General features: G+C 74.5%; 21 protein-coding genes and 1 pseudogene. 8 read left to right on the top strand and 14 right to left on the bottom strand.

What is annotated here, in order from left to right:
* The first annotated feature begins 52 nt into the window (after nucleotides 1–52).
* On the top strand, nucleotides 53–1,198 hold the full coding sequence (locus ACFPK1_RS20880; protein WP_378022870.1) for a hypothetical protein: 1,146 nt from the start codon (nucleotides 53–55) through the stop codon (nucleotides 1,196–1,198).
* Between the two features lie 15 nt (nucleotides 1,199–1,213).
* Here ACFPK1_RS20880 and ACFPK1_RS20875 read toward each other — a convergent pair whose 3' ends face one another.
* The 5 genes from ACFPK1_RS20875 to ACFPK1_RS20855 all read right to left on the bottom strand — a co-directional run bounded on the left by ACFPK1_RS20875 (nucleotide 1,214) and on the right by ACFPK1_RS20855 (nucleotide 4,343).
* Nucleotides 1,214–1,345 carry a hypothetical protein gene (locus ACFPK1_RS20875; protein ID WP_378022869.1) on the bottom strand — a complete coding sequence of 44 codons (132 nt, stop codon included), beginning with the start codon at nucleotides 1,343–1,345 and terminating at the stop codon, nucleotides 1,214–1,216.
* Nucleotides 1,346–1,515: 170 nt separating this feature from the next.
* The gene (locus ACFPK1_RS20870) at nucleotides 1,516–2,325 is read right to left on the bottom strand and encodes a class I SAM-dependent methyltransferase (RefSeq protein WP_378022868.1); all 810 of its coding nucleotides are present in this window, start codon (nucleotides 2,323–2,325) and stop codon (nucleotides 1,516–1,518) included.
* Nucleotides 2,326–2,366: 41 nt separating this feature from the next.
* Nucleotides 2,367–2,708, bottom strand: coding sequence for a hypothetical protein (locus ACFPK1_RS20865; RefSeq protein WP_378022867.1), 342 nt, complete (start codon nucleotides 2,706–2,708; stop codon nucleotides 2,367–2,369).
* 38 nt (nucleotides 2,709–2,746) lie between these two features.
* A complete protein-coding gene (locus tag ACFPK1_RS20860; protein WP_378022866.1) occupies nucleotides 2,747–3,256 on the bottom strand; it encodes a hypothetical protein in 510 nt (169 codons plus the stop codon).
* Between the two features lie 58 nt (nucleotides 3,257–3,314).
* Entirely contained in the window at nucleotides 3,315–4,343 is a 1,029-nt protein-coding gene (locus ACFPK1_RS20855) for an alpha/beta fold hydrolase (protein WP_378022865.1), read from the bottom strand.
* Nucleotides 4,344–4,443: 100 nt separating this feature from the next.
* Between ACFPK1_RS20855 and ACFPK1_RS20850 the strand changes: the two genes are divergently transcribed.
* The gene (locus tag ACFPK1_RS20850; RefSeq protein ID WP_378022864.1) at nucleotides 4,444–5,193 is read left to right on the top strand and encodes a sulfite exporter TauE/SafE family protein; all 750 of its coding nucleotides are present in this window, start codon (nucleotides 4,444–4,446) and stop codon (nucleotides 5,191–5,193) included.
* 1 nt (nucleotide 5,194) lies between these two features.
* On the opposite strand, the gene ACFPK1_RS20845 is transcribed toward ACFPK1_RS20850, so the two are convergent.
* A complete protein-coding gene (locus ACFPK1_RS20845) occupies nucleotides 5,195–5,455 on the bottom strand; it encodes a hypothetical protein (protein ID WP_378022863.1) in 261 nt (86 codons plus the stop codon).
* A 304-nt stretch (nucleotides 5,456–5,759) separates the two neighbouring features.
* Here ACFPK1_RS20845 and ACFPK1_RS20840 point away from each other — a divergent pair, with 304 nt between their 5' ends.
* The 3 genes from ACFPK1_RS20840 to ACFPK1_RS20830 all read left to right on the top strand — a co-directional run bounded on the left by ACFPK1_RS20840 (nucleotide 5,760) and on the right by ACFPK1_RS20830 (nucleotide 9,656).
* Nucleotides 5,760–8,522 (top strand): LuxR C-terminal-related transcriptional regulator, encoded by a 2,763-nt coding sequence (locus ACFPK1_RS20840; RefSeq protein WP_378022862.1) that lies wholly within the window; start codon nucleotides 5,760–5,762, stop codon nucleotides 8,520–8,522.
* Between the two features lie 70 nt (nucleotides 8,523–8,592).
* Nucleotides 8,593–8,997 carry a VOC family protein gene (locus ACFPK1_RS20835; RefSeq protein WP_378022861.1) on the top strand — a complete coding sequence of 135 codons (405 nt, stop codon included), beginning with the start codon at nucleotides 8,593–8,595 and terminating at the stop codon, nucleotides 8,995–8,997.
* A 212-nt stretch (nucleotides 8,998–9,209) separates the two neighbouring features.
* Nucleotides 9,210–9,656 carry a hypothetical protein gene (locus tag ACFPK1_RS20830; protein WP_378022860.1) on the top strand — a complete coding sequence of 149 codons (447 nt, stop codon included), beginning with the start codon at nucleotides 9,210–9,212 and terminating at the stop codon, nucleotides 9,654–9,656.
* Here ACFPK1_RS20830 and ACFPK1_RS20825 read toward each other — a convergent pair.
* Nucleotides 9,629–10,690 carry a hypothetical protein gene (locus ACFPK1_RS20825; protein WP_378022859.1) on the bottom strand — a complete coding sequence of 354 codons (1,062 nt, stop codon included), beginning with the start codon at nucleotides 10,688–10,690 and terminating at the stop codon, nucleotides 9,629–9,631. The two genes, ACFPK1_RS20830 and ACFPK1_RS20825, sit on opposite strands and share 28 nt — an antisense overlap.
* Before the next feature lie 181 nt (nucleotides 10,691–10,871).
* Here ACFPK1_RS20825 and ACFPK1_RS20820 point away from each other — a divergent pair, with 181 nt between their 5' ends.
* Nucleotides 10,872–11,696 (top strand): chitosanase, encoded by an 825-nt coding sequence (locus ACFPK1_RS20820; protein WP_378022858.1) that lies wholly within the window; start codon nucleotides 10,872–10,874, stop codon nucleotides 11,694–11,696.
* A 425-nt stretch (nucleotides 11,697–12,121) separates the two neighbouring features.
* Here the strand turns inward: ACFPK1_RS20820 and ACFPK1_RS20815 are convergent, their stop codons facing one another.
* A complete protein-coding gene (locus ACFPK1_RS20815) occupies nucleotides 12,122–14,332 on the bottom strand; it encodes a bifunctional polysaccharide deacetylase/glycosyltransferase family 2 protein (RefSeq protein ID WP_378022857.1) in 2,211 nt (736 codons plus the stop codon).
* The gene (locus ACFPK1_RS20810) at nucleotides 14,329–14,955 is read right to left on the bottom strand and encodes a hypothetical protein (protein WP_378022856.1); all 627 of its coding nucleotides are present in this window, start codon (nucleotides 14,953–14,955) and stop codon (nucleotides 14,329–14,331) included. Before ACFPK1_RS20810 ends, ACFPK1_RS20815 begins: the two co-directional genes overlap by 4 nt.
* A 264-nt stretch (nucleotides 14,956–15,219) precedes the next feature.
* Between ACFPK1_RS20810 and ACFPK1_RS20805 the strand changes: the two genes are divergently transcribed.
* Nucleotides 15,220–15,615 (top strand): hypothetical protein, encoded by a 396-nt coding sequence (locus tag ACFPK1_RS20805; protein WP_378022855.1) that lies wholly within the window; start codon nucleotides 15,220–15,222, stop codon nucleotides 15,613–15,615.
* Between the two features lie 133 nt (nucleotides 15,616–15,748).
* On the top strand, nucleotides 15,749–17,062 hold the full coding sequence (locus tag ACFPK1_RS20800) for a hypothetical protein (protein WP_378022854.1): 1,314 nt from the start codon (nucleotides 15,749–15,751) through the stop codon (nucleotides 17,060–17,062).
* A gap of 62 nt (nucleotides 17,063–17,124) precedes the next feature.
* Here the strand turns inward: ACFPK1_RS20800 and ACFPK1_RS20795 are convergent, their stop codons facing one another.
* The 5 genes and pseudogenes from ACFPK1_RS20795 to ACFPK1_RS20775 all read right to left on the bottom strand — a co-directional run.
* Nucleotides 17,125–17,721 (bottom strand): hypothetical protein, encoded by a 597-nt coding sequence (locus ACFPK1_RS20795; RefSeq protein WP_378023052.1) that lies wholly within the window; start codon nucleotides 17,719–17,721, stop codon nucleotides 17,125–17,127.
* Nucleotides 17,722–17,867: 146 nt separating this feature from the next.
* Nucleotides 17,868–18,410: pseudogene (locus tag ACFPK1_RS20790) on the bottom strand (DUF222 domain-containing protein); the annotation flags it as partial.
* A gap of 39 nt (nucleotides 18,411–18,449) precedes the next feature.
* A complete protein-coding gene (locus tag ACFPK1_RS20785) occupies nucleotides 18,450–18,866 on the bottom strand; it encodes a hypothetical protein (protein ID WP_378022853.1) in 417 nt (138 codons plus the stop codon).
* A 2-nt stretch (nucleotides 18,867–18,868) separates the two neighbouring features.
* Entirely contained in the window at nucleotides 18,869–19,264 is a 396-nt protein-coding gene (locus tag ACFPK1_RS20780; protein WP_378022852.1) for an FHA domain-containing protein, read from the bottom strand.
* A 12-nt stretch (nucleotides 19,265–19,276) separates the two neighbouring features.
* A partial coding sequence (locus ACFPK1_RS20775; RefSeq protein WP_378022851.1) for a hypothetical protein occupies nucleotides 19,277–19,930 on the bottom strand: 654 nt, incomplete at its 5' end.

Raw genomic sequence — 19,930 nt, 5'->3', positions numbered from 1 at the left:
GACGGTGTCCGGTCGGTCCTCACGTCGCGGTCGACGCGTCTCGCTGCGGCAGTTGCGCCTCCTCGCCGTCGGCGCGGGCCTGGTCGCCGTGGTCGGGATGCTGCTGCTGGTGGTTGCCGCGACCCCGCAGGTGACGTCCCTGGCCTGGGCGCTCGTCGCGTTCGGGACCGTCGGACTCGTCGCGGCGACGCTGGTCGGCATCGTGCGGCGGGAACTGCGCCACGAGGCCACCCGCCTCGTGGACACGGTCGCCCAGGGCATCCTGGAGGTTCTCCCGCCCGCCGAGATCCTGGGACCGCTCCTCGATCGCGTGTACGGGCCGTCCGAGCACAACCTGGCCGTGCTGACCTCGGTACTCGGCGGCGCCGGTCTCGCCACCGACGGCTCGGACCTCACGATCAGCGAGCACACCGACGTCGTCTGCCGGCTGAACCGCGTGGACGACGTGTACTTCCAGCTCGTCATGGAGGTCGACTACGCGTTCCGGCGCCGCGTCCCGGCGTCGACGTTCGTCTTCTTCGCGACCTCGGACCCCGTGCTCCGCGATTCGATCGTGGTCGGCAGCACGCAGTCGCTCTTCGAGCTCTGGTTCGTCTCGGACGACGCGAAGACCCCGGTGTTCGACGACTCCGTCGAGAGCATGCGGGCCTCGGTACGCCTCGGGATGACCTACGTCGACGGCGACAACGGACGGCACGAGGTGCGCGACGCCGCACCCGCCCTCCGCGAGATCCACAGCCCCGACTGGCCGAAGTACCTGTCGTTCTTCCGCGGCGGCGGCGGTGGGGGCGCCCAGCTCGACCACCGGCAGTACCTCGCGAAGCTGCGCATGTTCGAGGTGGATCTGTCGTCACTGGTCGGCGCCGGTACGACGTCGTACCAGATTCTGGGAATCCGGGTCCGATCGACGACGCTGCAGCTGCTCGGCAACCGCTCCTGCTATTGGCAGGCGCCGTATCCCTGTTTCGTGCGCACGATCGGATTCGACACGCGCGGACTCGACATCGGCACCGCCCAGGACGAGCTGTTCCGGGTCCAGCCCTTCACGAGCCGCCCCCAGGCCGGCCCGCAGCGCTGGGCGTCGTCCGAGGAGGTCGAGAACCTCCCGCTCGAGGCCTGGTGCCTGCCCGGGAACGGGGTCCACTTCATGTGGCGGGACGAGGACCGCCGCGCGATCCCCACCGACGACCGCCCCTGACCAGGCGCGGGAGGGTCAGCTACCGCCGGGCATCCGCCGCAGTCCGAGCCCGGGCGGGAGGACCACCGGGCGCTGGAAGGAACCGCCGGGCAGGGCCCGCACGCCGGGGGCGGACGGCCGCGCGATCCCGGAGGGGGCGCTGGTCACCGGAATGGTGCGCTGCGGGACCGGCCTGATTTCGCGCACGAGCGGTTCCTCCTGGGACGAGCGGGCGTCGACGTTCGCGGCAACGTAGCGCACCCCTGTGACCCACACCGCACCGGATCACCGTGTTGGCCGGGATTCTCCACCTGACCGGCTGGAGAATGTCGGACCTCCTATCTTTCCCGCGTGGGGAACCGCGTCCCGGAGGCCTCGTCCGCCCCACCCCGCACCCGGAACCACCGCCCCGAGCGCGTCCCCCCGAGCCGTTCCAGCCCCGCGTCGGCGAACCACGGCCGGGCCCGCTCGGCGGTGACCACGACCCACCGCCGGGCGACGGCGCGGGCGAGCGCGACCCACTCCGGGGTCAGCGGGGTCGGCACGGTGTGGTCGCGGGCGAGCGCGAAGCCGTGGTCGGAGGCCCGGGGGTCGGTGAACATGGGGTCCAGCAGGACGACGTCGACGGTGTCGCCGGCCGCGGCGCGCTCGGCGAGCACCTGCCGGGAGTCGCCGTGCCGGACGCGCACCGGCGCCGACCCGGCTCGCGGCACGTCGCCGGCGAAGCCCTCGGCGGCGAGGATCGCGAGCACGAGGTCCGCCTCGACGCCCTCCACCTCCCCCTCGGGGCCGAGCACCCAGGCCGCCACGAGCGTGTCGCGGCCCAGGCCGAGGGTGGCGTCGAGCACCCGGTCGCCGCGGCGGAGCTCGGCGGCGCGCACCAGGGGGTCGGTCCCCCCGTGGCGCAGGGCGCGCAGACGCTTGGCCGCCGTGCCCTGGTGGAACGTCAGGCGTCCGCGCCCCGACTCGGCGACCAGCCCCTCGGCGGTGCAGACCAGCGCGGTCCCGGCGTCCCCGCGGGCCGTGGCGACCGAGCCCCGGTGACGCTCGACGAGGCGCAGGCCCCAGCGGTCGGCGAGGTCCCGGGCGTCGGCGCGCACGGCGTCGGACGGTGACTTGCTCGTCGTCACGACGACCTCGTGTCCCACGGCCCGGCATCGTGCCGGACGGGGACGCCCGGGGCCGTCGCTCAGCGGCGGGGCGGAGGCGGGGGCGTGCCCGGGACCGGGCGCGTCGGTCCGGGCGCGGGGGCGTTCCGCGGCGCCGACGGGGGCGGGGCCGCCACGCGCGGCGCATCGGGCTCGCGACGGGGCTCCGGCCGGCGCCGCGACGGCCAGGCGATCACCACCGCCATCGCGAGCATGAGCACGGACAGCAGGTCCGCGGTGGTCACGCCGTGGCGTCGGGTCAGTTCGAGCAGCACCTCGCCCTCGACGGGCTTGTTGATGCGCGTCCAGAGCACCGCGGCGACCACGAGCAGGGCCGCCAGCAGGAGACGCCGCGTCGAGAACACCATGCTCTGAAGACGCATGCGGGCCACCCATCGTTCCCGGGGACGACACCCGTCACTCAGTGCTCGAGCACCAACCGCAGCAACAGGACGACCAGCCCGAGCACGCCCGCCCCGATCGCACCCCGCAGCGCGCCCGTGACGCGGTGCTGCGCGCGCCACCCGCCGATGCCGCCGATCAGGACGAGGAACGCGAGCCCGAGCCAGATGACGGCGTCGACGGCGGTCTCGGCGGTGTAGAGCCCGCTCGTGCCGCCGACGATGACGACGAGCAGCGGCACGACGCCGAGCAGGAGGAACTGCGAGGAGTGGCGCGTGAGGCGCCGCAGCTCCGCCCGCGTCGGCGGCGGCTCGTCCTGGCGGGCCCGGCGCGCCAGGCGGCGGGAGAACGCGTGCGCCGCGAACGCCGCGATCAGCGGGCCGGCGACGACCTGCCCGGCCACGACGAAGTCCTCGATCCCGTCGTCGAGCGCGATCACCAGCACGGTCATCAGCACGACCGTCCCCTCGACGCCGATCTCGACGTCGAGGCGCAGCGGCCCCCACCGCACCACCGGCATGTCGCCCACGGGGCGCCATCCTCCCCGCGAGGGCCGCCGCGACGCGGTCAGGTCACCGGTCGGGTGATCACGGGTCCATGGCGAGCACGTCGCGGATGCCCCGGTCGATGAACGCGGTGTCCTCGGGGTTGTCGCCGCCCCCGGCGAAGTGGCCCCACACGCCCGGGATGACGCGCACCTCCCCGCGCCCGATGTGCTGCGACGACCACTGCTCGTCCTCGGGCGGGAAGTAGAGGTCCTTCTCCGCCGGCATCGACAGCAGCGGGCAGCGGATCGAGTTCAGCGCGGCGACGGTGTCGCCGTCGAAGCCGGGCGTCCGGCCGACGTCGCCGTGGAACCACGTCCAGGCCATCGCGAGCAGGTTGTTCGGGTCGCGCTCGTCGAGCCAGAAGCCCTCCCAGAAGTCGACGAGGAAGTCCTCCAGCGACGAGGCGCCGAGACGCCGCCACTCCTCCTGCCAGTAGAAGGCCTGCGAGAACCCCCACCCCGCGTAGACGCGCGCGAAGGCCCGGATGCCCTTCTCCGGGAGGCGGCGGTACCAGCCCTCCTCGAACGCCGCGTCGGCACGCAGCGCCGCGGTGATCGACTCGAGGAACACGCGGTTGTGCGGGCTGGTCACGGCCGACCCGCAGAACGGCACCGCGCGCCGCACCATCTCCGGGTGGCTGACGGCCCACTGGTAGGTCTGGCCCGCGCCCATCGACCAGCCGGTCACCAGGGCCAGCGAGGAGATGCCGAAGTGCTCGGTGACCAGCTTGTGCTGGCACTCGACCTGGTCGTAGAAGGTGACGCGCGGGAAGCGCGCCCGGTCGTAGGGCGGCGGGGTGTTGCTGGGTGAGGACGAGAGCCCGTTGCCGAGCATGTTCGGCACGATGATGAACAGCTCGTCGGGGTTCAGCGCCTTGTCGGTGCCGATGAGCCACTCGTTGTCGGTGTGCCGCCCCGAGTACCACGTCGGGTAGACGACGGCGTTGCTCCTGTCCGCGTTCAGCGTGCCGTACGTCTTGTACGCGAGCTTCGCGTTCCGCAGCGTCGCTCCGTGCTGGAGGACGACGTCGCCGAGCTCGAAGAGCTCGTGGTCGGTGGGGATGGGCATGAGCAGTCTCCCGTCGAGCGGTCGAGAAGCTTTCCCCGGAAACTAGTACGACGGTGCCGCTCGTCAAGCCCCGCACCGCGGACGGTCCTAGGGTCCCGGCGTGACGCTCTGGCACGCGGTGCTGATCGCCGTCGCCGGCGTGTGGGCCGGGACCATCAACACGGTGGTCGGGTCGGGCACGCTGGTCACGTTCCCCGTGCTCGTCGCGCTGGGCTACCCGCCGGTGACGGCGACGACGTCGAACGCGATCGGCCTCGTGCCGGGCTCGATCACCGGCGCCTGGGGCTACCGGCACGAGATCACCGGCGCGCGGCGACAGCTCGTGTCCTGGTCGGTGTGCTCGGCGCTCGGGGCGATCGGGGGCACCGCGCTGCTGCTGTCGCTGCCCGAGGACGCGTTCGAGACGATCGTGCCGTTCCTGGTCGGGATCGCCCTGGTGCTCGTCGTGCTCCAGCCGCTGCTGACGAAGCGGCTCAAGGCCAAGCCCGCGGCGACCAGGCGCACCTGGCCGCTCTACCCGCTGATCTTCCTGGTCGGCGTCTACGGCGGGTACTTCACCGCCGCGCAGGGGATCCTGCTGGTCGGCGTCATGGGCCTCATGCTCACCGAGCCGCTGCAGCGCCTCAACGGCTACAAGAACGTGCTCGCGGCGGTGGTCAACGTCGTCGCCGGCGCCGTCTACGCCGTCGTCGCCCCCGTCAGCTGGCCCGTCGTCGCGATCCTGGCGGTGAGCTCGACGATCGGCGGCCTGCTGGGCGCGCGCATCGGACGCCGCCTCTCGCCGACCGTCCTGCGCGCGGTGATCGTCGTCGTCGGGCTCGTGGCGATCGTGCGCCTGGCCCTCGAGTGAGCTAGTCGCGACGGCGCTCGGTGGGGGCCGCGGCCCGGTCGTGGCCGCCGTCGCGCGGCGCGGGCAGGTCGGCACCACCCGTGCCGTCGCGCGCGTCCGTGCGGGGGTCCGACGGCGCCACGGACGGCTCCTGCACCACGCCCCGGGCCCGCAGCACGTCGAGGGTGGTCGGGCGGTTGGCGCGCACGAGCAGGGCGACGGCGAGCGCGCCCGCCACCGCCACGACCAGCCAGACCCCCAGGCCGATCAGCACCCACGACATCCACGACACGGCGCCCCCACGCCCACCGGGCGCCGTCGCGGCGCCCACCCCCCCTGATCACCCCCGGTGACCGACGCGCCCAGAGTAGGGCGGCGGCACGCCGGGTATCACCCGCCACCATCACGATCGGGCGACAGTCGCGGCCTGTCGGAGCCTCTCCGCAGTCAACTCGTCACCCAGGGCGAGAAGGTCGCGACCACTGGTCCGGACGGCGCATCATCGTCGGAGACACTGCTCCACTCGGATGCTCACGATGAGCTGTCCCGTCCGGACAATGGGTGCACAGGAAGGAGGTGCCCGCCGCGTGTCCGAGCGCCCGCCGTCCGCGCCGCCCCAGGTCGTCGGCCGTGCCCGCGAGCGGGCGCAGCTCGCCGCGGCCACCGGCGCGCACCGGCCCGACGGCACCGTCACCGTCCTGCTCGGCGAGCCGGGCAGCGGCAAGACGACGCTGCTCGACGAGATCGCCGACGCGACGTCGCGGACCGTCCTGCGCACCGCCGGCGTCGAGGGCGAGGCGGTGCTGCCGTTCGCGGGCCTCGCCGACCTGCTCCTGCCGGTCCTCGCCCACGCCGACGAGCTGCCCGGCGTCCAGCGCGAGGCGCTCGAGATCGCGCTCGCCCTGCGCGCCGGTGACGTCGGGAGCCCGCTGGCCGTGTCCGCCGCCGCCCTCGGGGTGCTCGCCGCGGCCGCCGACGCCCGCCCCCTGCTCCTCGTCGTCGACGACTTCCCCTGGATCGATCCACCGTCGCAGCAGGTGCTGCTGTTCGTCGCCCGGCGCCTCGCCCCGGAACGGATCGCGCTGCTGCTGGGCGTGCGCGACGAGGTGCCGGTGGATCCCGCGATCTGGCGGCTGCCCACCATCGCGCTCGGCCCGCTGTCGGCCGACGAGAGCCGCGAGCTCGTCCGCACCCTGCCCGTGCGCACGTCACCGGCGGTCCTCGAGACGATCGTCGAGCGCTGCGGCGGCAACCCGCTCGCCGTGGTCGAGACCGCCCGGACCGCCGGCCCCGACCTCCTCGACGCCGCCGCGACCCTGCCCCCGGGCTCGGCCCTGGAGCGCGCCTGGTCCGCGGCGATCGACGGGCTCCCCGCGACCACCCGCTCGGCGCTGGCCGTCCTGGCCCTGAGCCACTCCACGCGCCGCGACGAGCTCGAGCCCGTGCTCGGCGACCTCGGGCTCGCCGCCGACGACCTGCTCCCCGCCGAACGCCGCCGGCTCGTGGCGCGCGACGAGGACCAGGTGTGCCTGCGCCACGACCTCCTGCGCCCGCTCGTCGCCGCCCGCACGTCCCGTGACCTGCGCCGGCGGGTCCTGCGCGGGCTCGCCCGCCACGCCCCGCGCGACGTCGCCGTCTGGTACCTCGCCGAGTCCACCGAGGCGCCCGACGACGACGTCGCCGAGCGCCTCGTCGAGGCCGCGACCTCCGCCCGACGACGCTCCGCGCTGCAGGCCGCGGCCCGCGCGTGGGCCCGGGCGGCCGACTTCACCGCCGGCCCGGTGGCCCGCGCCGACCGCCTGCTCACCGCCGCCACCGATGCGGCGATCGCGGGCAGCTCCACGCTCGCCGCGTCGTGGTGCGAGCAGGCCCTGGCCCTGCGCCACGACCCCGGCTTCGCCGCCGACGTCGAGCTCGTCCGCACCCGCGCGCTGAGCTGGCTCGACCCCGCCGGCGCCATCGACGGCGCCATCCGGGCCGCGGACGCCGTGCTCCCCCACGACCGCGCCCGCGCCGCCCGACTGTTCGTCGAGGCGGCGATCCCGCTGACGATGACCGGGCGCCTGCGCGAGATGGAGGCGGTCGCCGACCGCGCCCGGACCGCGGGCGACGACACCCTGAACGGGCTGGCGACGATCAGCCACTCCTATGCGCTCGTCGGGCGCTGGGCCGACGCCGGGCCGCTGCTCGACGAGCTCGTGGCCCGCGCCGCCGACGCCGACCCGTTGTGGGACGCGCAGGCGCTCATCGCCGGCGCGCAGGGCGCCTGCTTCCTCGAGCGGTTCGACGACGCCGCGCGGCTGTTCGGGGCGGTGACGTCGACGGCGCGCCAGGTCGGTGCGCCCCTGGTCCTGGCGTTCGCCCTGACCTGCCACGCGGAGATCGACTGGTGGGCCGGGCGCTGGTCGGCGGCCTCCGCGGACGTCACCGAGGCCGTGGAGTGGGCCGACGAGCTCGGCCAGGCCGGCAGCCGCGCGTTCGGGGCGACGTTGCTGGCGAGGCTCGCCGGCGCGCGCGGGGACGTCGCGGCGTGCCGGGCGCACGCCGAGGCGGCCCTGCAGGGCGCCGGGCCGCTGGGGATCGCGAGCATGAAGGTCTATGCCGCCGCGGCGCTCGGGGCGGGCGCGCTCGCGGCCGGCGAGCCGGCGACCGCCGCCGCCCACCTCGCGCGGGCCCGGCGGCTGTCCGACGAGATGGGCACCGCGTGCGCGACCTCGGTCCCGTTCGCCGGCGACCTCGTCGACGCGATGGTCCGCACCGGTGACCGGGCGGGGGCCGAGTCGGCGGTGGCCTGGGTGGCGCGGGACGCCGAGCGCACCGGATCCGCGTACGCGGCGGCGATCACCGCGCGCGGGCGCGGCCTGCTCGCCGACGACGCCGACGACGCCGAGCGGTGGTTCGCGACCGCCCACGACGCCCACGCCCGGCTCGACGCGCCCTACGAGCACGCCCGCACCGTCCTCGCCCACGCCGAGGTCCGGCGGCGGTGGCGGCGTCCGGGCGCCGCGCGCCCGCTGCTGCTCGACGCCGAGGCGACGTTCTCCGGGCTCGGGGCGCGCCCGTGGGTCGAGCGGGTCCGTCTCGAGCTGGCGGCGACCGGCCACCGGGCGTCGGGCGAGGTGCCGGACGAGAGCACCTCGCTCGAGACCCTCACCCCGCAGGAGTTCCAGATCGCGCGGGGCGTCGCCGACGGCCAGAGCAACGTCGAGGTGGCGGCCGCGCTGTTCGTCTCGCGCAAGACCGTCGAGGCCCACCTGACCCGGATCTACCGCAAGCTCGGCGTCCGCTCGCGCACCGAGCTCGCCACCGAGTTCACGCGCCGTCGTCGCCTCCCCGAGGGAACTCCCTAGTAGCGCCCGTGACCTTCACCCGACAGGCTGAACGCCGAACACGGTGAGTACGCACGGTCTGGGAGGTGGGATGACGGCGACAGCGGTCGAGAGGCCCGGCTTCACGGGGTTCCACCACTTCGCGTCGACGGTCAGCGACCTCACACGCAGCGCCGCCTGGTACGAGCGGGTGCTGGGCCTGACCCCGGGGTCGACGCTCTGCCCGGACGACGGCACCACCGACGGCGTGCTGCTCAGCGACCCGGATTCGGGGATCGCCATCCGCCTGCACGGCGCGGGCGGCGGGGAGCCCCGCGGGCACGCGGCGCTGTCGGTGTCGAACCGCGCCCAGCTCGACACCTGGGCGGGCTGGTTCGACGGGCTCGGCGTGCTGCACAGCGGCGTCGTCGACGTCGGCGGCCCGGAGCCGTACGCGTACCTCGTGTTCCGCGATCCGGACGATCTCCCGCTCGTGCTGGTGCACGTCGTGGAGTGAGTCCCGCGAGACCGCGGGGTGCGGTGCACACACGTCGGGCGAGGACGCCGGGGGCGACGTGTGGGGGGACGACGCGGGGGGCGTCGTGCACCGTGCTCCGCGACCCGGTCCCGGCGGTGGGGGGCGCCGCCGGGGCCGGGACCCACCGGTCACCTGCGCTTTCGGGTGGCCGGTGGTGACCGGGGCGGCGCGGGTCGGCAAGCTGACCCGCGATGACGCCCACCCCGACGTCGCGGCGCCCCGACCGGGCCCGTGACGAGACGCTCCGCCGCCGGGCCCTCGGCCTCGGGGGCGGCGCGGTCGTGCTCGGCGTCGTCCTCGGCCTCACCGTGCTCGCGCTGTACCCCACCCTCGACCCCGACGACGTCGGCCGCGGCTTCGTGCTCGTCAGCGGGCTCGTCACCGCGGCGCTGGTCGGCGCCGGCGGGCAGCGCGTGCGCTCGCTGGTCCGGGCGCCCGGCGAGGGGCGCCGCGTGACCCGGCTCCTCGCCGTCTACGCGGTGATCAGCGCCCTCGTCGGGGTCGTCCTCGTGCCCCTGGCCCACGGCGGCTGGACCCCGGTGCTCGTCGTGACGCTCCTCGGGACCCTGGCCCTGGGCGGGCTGGCGGTGGTCGTGGGGCGTCGGCCCGCTCAGCCGCCGTCGCAGATGTCGTCGTAACCGCTGTTCGGTGCCGTCTCGCCCTCGCTCGGGAAGTACCAGCCGACGCTGCGGTAGGCGAGCCGACCGTGGCAGTCGCCCAGGTCCGACGCGACGACGACGACCGGCTTCTCGACCCCGTCGGCGGTGGAGACGCCGTCCGGGATCCACAGGGCCGTGCCGCGGCCGGTGGCGCGGTCCCCACCCCAGGACTGCCACGTCACGTCGGTGACCAGCCCCGACGGGCTGCCGCCGGCGTAGATCTCGCCCGGCCGCGCGGTGCCGAACCCGGTCTGGCTCGCCCCCCAGACGGCCCCGAGCGTCGGCGTCGTCCCCGTGGACGTGCTGGCTCCGCCGGTCCGCAGCGCCGTGTTCTCCGCGTAGCCACCGGTCCGCGAGAGCCGCTTGGCGTAGCAGTCGTCGGCGCCGATCCCGGCCTGGGCACACCAGGCGTTCGCGGCCTCACCGCTCGGGAACGACCGGTTCACCACGGTGATCCAGAAGTCCTGGCCGCGGAAGCTCGACCAGTCCCCGGACCAGACCAGAACGGCCTCGGGGTGGGCGCTCCGGAGCTGCTGGTGGTCGGCGAGGACGGCGGCGTCGTCGTAGGTCCGGCCGTCCACCGTCATGCCGGCCTTCTTCGCCGAGAGCTGCGGCACCCAGCTGCCGACCAGACCCTCGACGGCACCCGCGTCGCTGCGCTGCTGGGCGCGGAGGGCAGAAGCCGGGTCGGTGGGGACGGCGGTCGCCGCGGCGGGGGCGGGGGCCGGCGCCACCTCCGGTCCCACCGCGGCCGACCACGGCTGCCCCACGACGAGGAAGCCCGCGAGCCCCGCGGCCGTCACGGCGAGCACGCAGACCAGGACGATGAGGGCCCGCGACGAACGTGGACGCTGCTCGGGCGGCGGGGCCACCGGGGGCGACCAGGACACCCGGGGCGTGGGGATCGTCGGCGTGGGGTCGGACAGCGCCGACACCCCGCAGGCCGTGCAGAAGCGCGCGCCCGGCTGCCACGGCGTCGCACATCTCGGACAGACGACGTCGATGATGGTCATGCCCGTCCCCCCGCATCGGTCGACGACGCGGCGCGCCGCCCTACCCGGGGTCGCGGATCTCCGAAGCGTCGTTACGACGCTTGGCCGAGCGTCACCCGATCACGTTGCGCCGCGCGCTTCCGTCACCCCGATCGGGTGTACCGGCGGAGGACCGCGTCATCGGAGGTCATATCGTCGCCCGGTGAATCGGCGCGCCTTCCTCGCCCTGAGCGCCGGCGTGGCGGGCTGGACCGCGCTCAGCGCCTGCAGCACACCGATCTCGGCGGCACCTCGCGCACCGGGCCTCGCCGACCCGGCCCGCAAGCACGTCGCCGAAGCGATCATCTCCACCTTCGAGAACTCGACCACCGAGCTCCCCTACGCCGAGGCGCAGCGGCTCGGCGACGGCCGGGGGATCACGGCGGGGCGCGCCGGGTTCACCAGCGGCACCCACGACCTCCTGCTCGTCGTCCGCCGCTACGAGCAGACGGCCGGCGGGTCGACGCCCCTGACGAGGTATGTGCGGCCCCTGACCCGCATCGACGCCGCGGTGGCCGACGGCGGGGACGGCGACAGCACGCGCGGCCTCGACGGGTTCGAGGACGCGTGGCGCCGGACGTCGCAGACCGATCCCCGGCTCGACCAGGCCCAGGACGCCGTCTACGACGACCTGTACTTCCGGCCCGCGATGGACCGCGCCCGCGCGATCGGCGTGACCACCGGCCTGGGCCAGCTCGCCCTCCTCGACACCGGCATCCAGCACGGCATCGGCCCGGGCCCGGACGACCTCCCCGCGCTGATCACCGAGACCGGACCGCCGGCCGGCGACGACCCCGCCTGGCTGCGGCGCTTCCTCGAGGTCCGCCGCCGGCACCTCGAGAACCCCGCCTACGAGGAGACGACCGAGGTCTGGCGGGAGTCGCTCCCCCGCGTCGACACCCTCGAGAGCCTCATCGACCAGCAGCGCTTCGACCTCGCGACGCCGCTGAGCTGGACCTTCGCCGGCACACGGTTCGGCGTCGCCTGAGGTCGCCGAGAGCGGACGCTAGCCGGAACGCCGCCGCTCCCGGGCCCTCGCGATCTCGTCCCCGTCGTCCGACGCAACGTCGGCCCCCGCGCCGTCGCGTCCGTCCTCGGACCGCCTCGGCAGGGGGTGCGGACGGTGCGGTGTCTCGTCCTGCTCCTCGACGCGATGGAGAAAGCGAGCGATGAGGAGTCCGAGGACGACGGCGACGGCGAGCCAGGTCGCGACGCCGACCAGCACCCACTGCCCCACGGACACGGCCGCCCCCACACCTGTCGAGAACCGCCGAACGGCGCAGCCTCGACCCCCACGCGCTCACGAAGTGTGATCAGTACCCCGCCTGGAGGGTAGCGCGTTGATGCGAAGGCGTCATCGCTCGCGATCGGGTGATGCGCAGCCAGGCTTACCGTCCTTCCCGCCGGCGCCGTTCAGCGTCGGCTGAGCACCACGAGCCGGCTCGGCGGCGCGTCCGGTGCGTCGGGCGGGGTCGGGAACACCGCCGGCTCCTGGAGGTGGACCTCCAGCCCGCCGACGCGGCGCAGCTTCTGCCACCCCAGCCGGATACCGCCGACCGCGGTGACCACCGACCGGATCAGCACCGCGTACATCAGCTGCCGGTAGACGATCTGCTGCAGCGGCAGCCGCCACAGCACCCCGATCGGTTCGCGCTCCAGCCGGAACGCGATCACCCCTGCAGCGAGCTGCACCCCCAGCACCGCCGACCACGCCACCAGCGTGGTCACCGGGTCGAGGAACAGCAGCCCGTAGACCAGGAAGATGTCGACCAGCGGCGCCAGCAGCGGCAACAGCACCTGGAACACCGCCAGGTGCGCGAGCCCCGCCCGCCCGAACCGGCCCGACGCCCCCGACTCGAGCACCGCGCGGCGGTGCTTCCACATCGACTGCATCGTCCCGTAGCTCCACCGGTAGCGCTGGCGCCACAGCTGCGCCAACGTCGCCGGCGCCTCGGTCCACGCCCGCGCCGAGTCCTCGTACACCACCCGCCAGCCGCTGCGGCACACCGCCATCGTGAGGTCGGTGTCCTCGGCCAACGTGTCGTCGCTGACCCCGCCGACCGCCAGCAGCACGCGGCGCCGGAACGCCCCGATCGCGCCGGGCACCGTGGGCATGCACCGCAGCACGTCGTACACACGGCGGTCGACGTTGAAGCCCATCACGTACTCGATGTGCTGCCAGCGCGCGAGCAGCCCACGGCGGCCCGCGACCTTGGCGTTGCCCGCGACCGCGCCCACCGCCGGGTCCGCGAACGGCGCCACCAGCCGCCCGACGGTGCCCGGTTCGAACACCGTGTCCCCGTCGATCATGACGATCAGTTCGTGGCGGGCGTGCGCGATGCCGGTGTTCAGCGCCGCGGGCTTGCCGCCGTTGGCCTGGCGCATCACGCGCACCCGCGGCAGCCGGAGCGACTCGACGATCTCGGCGGTGCCGTCGGTGCTGCCGTCGTCGACCACGATCACCTCAACGGGATGCTCGCTGGCCACCAGCGAGCGCACGGTGGCCGCGATGTTCTCCTTCTCGTCGTAGGCCGGGACGATCACCGACACGGGCTCGGCGACCGGCGGTCCCCACGAGAAGCCGGGACGGTGGCGCTGTCGGTGGTGCCGGACGGCGACGACGAGCATGAGCACCAGGCGCGCCACGACGAGCACGCCGACCACCACGAGCAGCCAGGTCAGGACGTCGACGACGACGCCGGCCACGGCGACCAGACCGATCGCGACGCTGCCGGCGAGGTGGTCGGCGGTGGGCACCGGGCGGTTGTCGGCGGGCAGCCCGACGGCGACCTCCGGGGTCGTGAACCGGTAGCCCTGCGCCTGCATCTGCGGGATCAGGCGATCGAGCGCGGCCACGGTCTGCGACCGGTCGCCGCCGGCGTCGTGCATCAGCACGATGCCGCCCGCGCCGTTCGCGGGCACGGAGTTGCGGACGATCGCGTCGACGCCGGGGCGCTCCCAGTCGCGGCTGTCGGTGTCGGACAGGACGGTGACGTACCCGTCGCGCCCGGCCGCGGTGAACGAGCGCAGCGCGTCGGCGGTCACCGCGTCCGCGGTCGAGGAGTAGGGCGGGCGCAGCAGGTAGCTCGACTCCCCCAGCGCGCCCTCGATCACCAGCTGGGTCTCGGTGAGCTCGCGGTCGATGCGCAGGTCCGAGGCCTGCGAGAGGTCGGGGTGGGTGAAGGTGTGCAGCCCGACCTCCGAGCCCGCCGCGCGGATGTCGCGCAGCAGCTCGGGGTGCCGGGCGGCGTTGGACCCGACCACGAAGAACGTCGCCGGCACCCGGTGGCGGGCCAGCACCTCGAGCACCCGCGGGGTCCAGGTCGGGTCCGGGCCGTCGTCGAAGGTCAGCGCGACGGTCCTCGCGGGCATCCGCGCGCTGGCCGGGACGGCGCCGCGGGCGTCGATCACCGGGCCGCCGTCGGTGATCGACGCCGGGACCCCGTCGGTGGCACCGGGCTCGGTGGACTCGCTGACCGCGTCGACGCCGACCTGCGAGCGCGCGAGCCCGTCGACGATCAGCAGACAGCTGAACATCGTCAACGCGACCACGACGAACACCACGGCGCGACGAGGCAGCAGACGGCGCCGGCGCACGGCGGCCCGGTGGCGGGGTGCGGTCACGCCTGCCTCGCCGGGGACGCCTGACCGAGGACGTCGGCGGTCGCGGGATCGGCGGTGGTCGGCGTGCGGCCCGACGACCTGGACGCGCAGGGGTGTCCGTGCGACGTCCGGTGCTCGTGACGGTGGCGCGCGGCGTGCCACGGGGTCTCGCGGGTGGTGGTCGTCGTGGTGACTTCGGTGGTGACGGTGGTGCGCACGACCCGCTCCGGCGCGCGGAGCACGCGCACCGGCACGAGCCGGGCGCGCGGCTTCGTCACGTGGTCGGTGCGGGCGTGCCGGGCGTGCCGGGCCGCGCTGCGCTCGCGGTGCGGCGCGGCGTGGCGGCCGACCGTCGTCGCGGCCGTCACCGACCCCGAGGACGCCGGGACGACCTCGGGCTCGTCGGGCTCGGCGTCGTCCAGCGCCTCGTCCGGGGTGGTCGGCGTCGGCACGAGCGTCGCGCCCACCGGCTGCAGCGACACCGTCTGCGTGCCCACGGTCAGGCCGAAGGCGGCGAGGTACGCCGTCGCCGCCGAGGCCCCGAGGTACCCCAGCACGGACACACCGCGTCGCCGGCGCCCGCTGGCGTCGACGAACACCGGCGTCCGATCGCCCGGTTCCTGCGACGGCTCCGTCGTGCTCATGGCCCCACCCCCGGTCTGCCGACCCGTATCGCTCGTCGGGGCTCCGACGGAGACCCGTTGACTACAGATCGTTGTTCCGGTGCGATGGCGCTACAGCCAGACGTTCACCCGAGAAGGTGAATCGGCGCCGTCGGAGGACGTACGAGAGGCCCATCGAGGACGGCCCGTAACAACGGCGTCCGAACGAGCGACACGCAGCGTGATCGCCTCCCGATCGGTGGCGTGTCGCGCCCCTCCGTCCCCACCCCGAGCCCGAGGTGACCCATGACCGCCGTCGTCCCCGACCGTCCCGCCACCCGCCTCGCCGCCGTCTCCGCGCGGCGTCGCCGGCTCGAGGAGCAGGTCGCGAGCCTGCGGTCCTTCGAGGGCCGGCTGTCCGACGAGGTGCGCGCCGCCCGCCGCACCCCGGGTCGCGCCGATCGCGTGCGCGAGCTCCTCGCCCGGCTCGTCGGTGTCCGGGCGCGCCTGCAGGAGACCGAGGTCGCGGTCGCGGCGGCGACCACCGACGAGGACGGGCTGCGCGACGACGCCGCCGCCGACCAGGCGGCCGTCGACGCGGTGCGCCGCGAGGCCGAGGAGCGCGAGGCCTTCTACCTCGCCTGCCTCGAGGCACCGATGGCTCGGTCCGCCCGACCCGATCTCGCCGTGGAAACGCACTGACATCGAGCGACACAACGTGGCCATTCAGGTGGCAACGATGGGCTTTACGCGTGTCGCTATCGCCCGTGTGTTGTACCGCTACTACCGCCCGGAGTAGCTATCACCCATACCCGCCCGGCCGATGGAGGTTCCCGTGGCGTCCCCGCTCTTCTCCCTGCGCTACTTCCTGCCCGAGACACGCCTGCGCATCGTCACCCACGTCCACAAGGTTGTCCGGACCCGCGGCACCGAGAGTCGCCTCGAGCCGGTCGTGGATGTCACCGTCACACCCCGTGTGCAGGCCGATCGCACGGCACGCTGCCTCACATCGATCGACGCGGGTGTGCTCGAGAAGCTGTCGATGAAGGTCACTCTCGACGACGACGGCATGATCCGGTCCCTCAACTCCGAGTCGGGACGCGACCCTTCGCCGATCCTGAGCCTCGCCGGCCGCGTGCTGGGGACCATCGCCGGCGCCGTCGTCCCCGGCGCCTCCGTCCGCTCCCTCGCCGCCGACGACACCGCACCTCGCGACAGCGAGGGCCGGGCGAAGAAGGACGAGGACGACGAGGAGCGGCTCCCCCTCGAGACGCAGTGGTCCACGAAGAACCCGCAGCTCAGTCAGCTGATGGTCGCGTTGTCCGCCCGCATCGGCGCGCTGCTCGACCAGCTGGCGAAGGCCGAGGACCCGTCGGAGATCGCTGCTGTCGGGCAGGCCCTCGCCGTCGTCCACCAGGAGCTGGCCACGATCGACCGGGCCCGCCGCGAGTGGATCTCGAGCCGCGCTCGGACGATCGAACGTGTCGACGTCGACGTCCCTCTCGAGGCGATCCACCGCGTCGACGCGGCGACGCTGCCCTCCGTGCTCGACGGGGGGACGATGACGGGCGGCGCCGAGAAGCTCGAGCAGCTCGGCGTGCTCGTCGCCGTCGCCGACCCCGACCGACCCCCGCGGAACCCGCAGCTCACGCTCGACCAGGAGGACGAGCTCCTCTTCCGGCGGGCGCGACCGGTGGAGATCGGGGTCTACGAGAAGATCAAGGGCACGTGGCGCGTGCGCCCCGATCTGACACTGCGGATCGACGTCGTGGACCCGCACAGCACGGTCGATCGCGTCGACCTGGACGGACGCTGGTTGCGGAGCCGCAAGGTGGACCTCGCGTTCCACCCCGACATGTCGATCTCGACCTACGGCGTGTCGAGCACGTCGACGGTGTCGTCCGTCGTGACGGGCGTCGGTTCGATCCTCGACCCCGTCGACGCTGCGCTGAAGAAGCACGCGGCAGCACCCTCGGATGCCGAGCGCGCGTTGGCGGACCGCAAGCTGGAGCTCGACACGTTGGAGACCACCGACGAGATCGCCCGACTGTCCCGCCTTCGAGGGCGGTCTCTCGAGCTCGCCGAGCTGGAGCAGCGTGCGGCGATCCTCAAGGCGCGCACTGCTCTCGGCGAGCCGGCCGCCGGCTGAGGGAGGGTCGCTTCGAGACCGCCGGGTTCTGTCCTGCTGCACATCAGGCCAGGACATCGCACTCAGACCGGGACCCGGGGCCGCCCGCCGAGCCGGGACCGTCGCTCCGGGTCGAGCCAGTCGGGCGGCGTGAACCACGGTCGGCCGTCGACGATCCGCACGGACCAGTGGCCGTGGTGGATCAGCTGGTGGTGGAACCGGCACAGCAGGCACATGTTGTCCAGCGCGGAGACGCCGCCGTCGAACCAGTGATCGACATGGTGCGCCTGACAGCGTCGGGGCCGGCGTGAGCAGCCGGGGAACGCGCACCCGCCGTCACGGAGGTCGAGCGCGCGGCGCACGGCCTCCGGTGCGGTGCGCTGCTTGCGGCCGACGTCGAGCGGCTCGGACCGCGACCCGAGCACGACCGGCACGATCTCCGCGTCGCAGGCCCAGCGGCGCAGCGTGCCCGGGTGCACGCGCATCCCGGAATCGAGGAGGCCGTAGCCACCGCGGCCCGCGAGGGCCTCGCGCAGCCACCGGTGGTCTATCGTGATCGTCAGCAACGCGCGACCGGGACGCTCGCCGGGTCCGGCGGTGCGGGGCGCGGGGACCAGCGCGTCCTCCTCATCGGCAATGGCCTCCGTGGCGATGCCGTGGGGTCCGCGGGCGTCCTCCACGAGGTCCTTCGGCGCGGCGGCGCGGGAGGGCCCTGTCGTCGTCGGGGCCGGTCGATGTCGACAACCCGTCGATCACCTCGACGAACGCCTCCCCGTCGACCGGATCCGAGATCCGGCCCCGGTAGAGGACCGTGCCGTTCTTGCGGCGCACGATCAGCAGCTCGTCGTCGCGGCCCGTCCTCCTCCGCCGGCTCCTCACCGTCGGGATCGAGGTGGGCGAGCAGGCGGTCGGCGGCGGCCTGCAGCCCCCGCGGGCCCAACAGCGTCGCGTCCCTCGCCAACGTCCGCTCGGCCTCCGCCCACTCCTCGACCGGCAGGCCCACCACCCGGTCCAGCCGCGCCATGGTCGTGCGGATGATCGCGATGTGGGCGCCGCCGATCTCGCCCGCGGCCGCGGCCGCGGACGTGCACGGCAACCGCGCGGGCAGCTCGTCGCCGGTGATGGACCGGCGCCGGCAGGGGTCCGCCGCCTCCTTGACCAGGCGCGTCGACTCGCCGGCCGACACGCGCCACGTCTCCTGCAGCAGCCGCGCCGTCGAACGGTCCCCCGACCGCTCCGCCACACTCAGCCGTTCCAGCTCGGCCACCTGCTCGAGGCGCGCGAACGCCGCCCGCCGTCGCGCCGCCTCACCGAGGCGGGCGCGCTCGAGCGCCTCGCGCTCCACCGCCCCCAGCCCTCGTTCGCTCATGTGTTCGAAGGTAGCCGACACCCCCGACATCGGCGCCGGTCACCGCTCCCACCACTGGGACTCCTGCCATTCCAGCCACGCCTCGTCCCGCAGCAGTTCGAGGTGCACGGGTGTGAGCGCCTCGCTCGCGACGAGGACCTCGACGAGGGCGGCGGGCGACAGCGCGGTGCCCTCGGGGACCAGGCCGTGGCGCAGCACCTTCGCCCGCAGCCCCTTGACGTGCTCGTGCACGCGCCCCGTCAACGTCTTGCGCACCGACTCGTCGACGTCGAAGTCCCGCAGCAGGTGCCAGCTGTTCGTGACCTCGAGGATCTGCCGGGTGAGCTGCGGGACGGGGAGCGGTGTGACCGCGGCCGCCGCGTCCTCCAACCGCGGTCGACAGAGCATCAGCGCGGTGAGGAACTCCTTGGTGTCGGTCCGCAGCCGGAAAGGTTGGTGCGTCGCGGACAGTGCCACGTTCAGCGCGCTGCCGGCGGCGACCTCGCCCCGCCCACCTCGACGGTCACGAGGAACGGCGAGCCGGGCCAGGACGGCCCGGCGATGGTGGCCGTCCCGCTCGCGAGGAAGAAGCCGGTGGTGGGCCCCGACGCCGACCGGCTGGGCAGGCGGGCGGTCGTCGCGGCCGCCGTCACGGTCAGTCCGTGGGTACGGCTGACGTTGGCGATGACCACCCCGAACCCGTTCCAGGACAGGTGCACCGCCCGCCGCGACAGCCGTGCCTCGTGCGGGAAGCTGATGTCGCAGCCGGCGTCGCGCCCGACGGTGAGGGGGCGACGAGCAGTGAGTACCGCGCTGTGGCCGTCGGCGCCGACGACACGTGCCAGCGTCTCCCCGGCGAGGGGCTCAGCGGTCACGGGTCGACCGCCTCACTCGGCGCCGGTCACCGCGACCGCCCGGATCGGCCCGTTCGGACCCTGCGCGGTCGCGCTCGCCGGGTCGAGCGCCGGTGCCGGCGTCGAGACCCCGTCGGTCTGGCTCAGCCCGACCTGCGAGCCGTCGGCCAGCACGATCCAGCCGGTGCGGGTGCCCTCCGACCGCGCCTCGTAGAGCCCGGCCGGCGCCGGCGCGAGCTGGGCGGAGAACGGCAGGGTGCGACCGCGGACGGTCATCGTCCCGAAGGCGGCGTCGTCGGTGACCGTCGCGGTCAGCACGGCGCCCTTGGGGTTGGTGAGCCGGACCTCGCGGTCCTGGATCTCGCCGTCCAGCCACGCCTCGACGGACTCGCCGTCGCAGAGGTACGCGGCCACCTGGCCGTTCCTGGTGGCGACCGCGACGGTGATCTCGTTGTTGCTCGACCGGCCGGCGAACACACCGTCGACGGCCGGCGGCAGAGGTGCCGCCGCGGGGGCCGCGGCGGGGACCGACGCCGGGGCCGGTGCCGACTGTGCCGTCACCGTGTCGGCACGACTCTCCCCGGGCGAGGCGGCGTAGTCGACCACGACGACGGCGGCGGTGATGGCCGCCGCGGCGCCGAGAGCCGCGGCGGCCGTCCCGAGCGCCCGGCGGCGCGGGCGCGCTCG

This window comes from Actinomycetospora rhizophila, assembly GCF_042657905.1.
Taxonomy (GTDB): domain Bacteria; phylum Actinomycetota; class Actinomycetes; order Mycobacteriales; family Pseudonocardiaceae; genus Actinomycetospora; species Actinomycetospora rhizophila.
The sequence above is the reverse complement of the archived record's forward strand: the minus strand, read 5'-3'. Positions and strand labels throughout refer to the sequence as shown.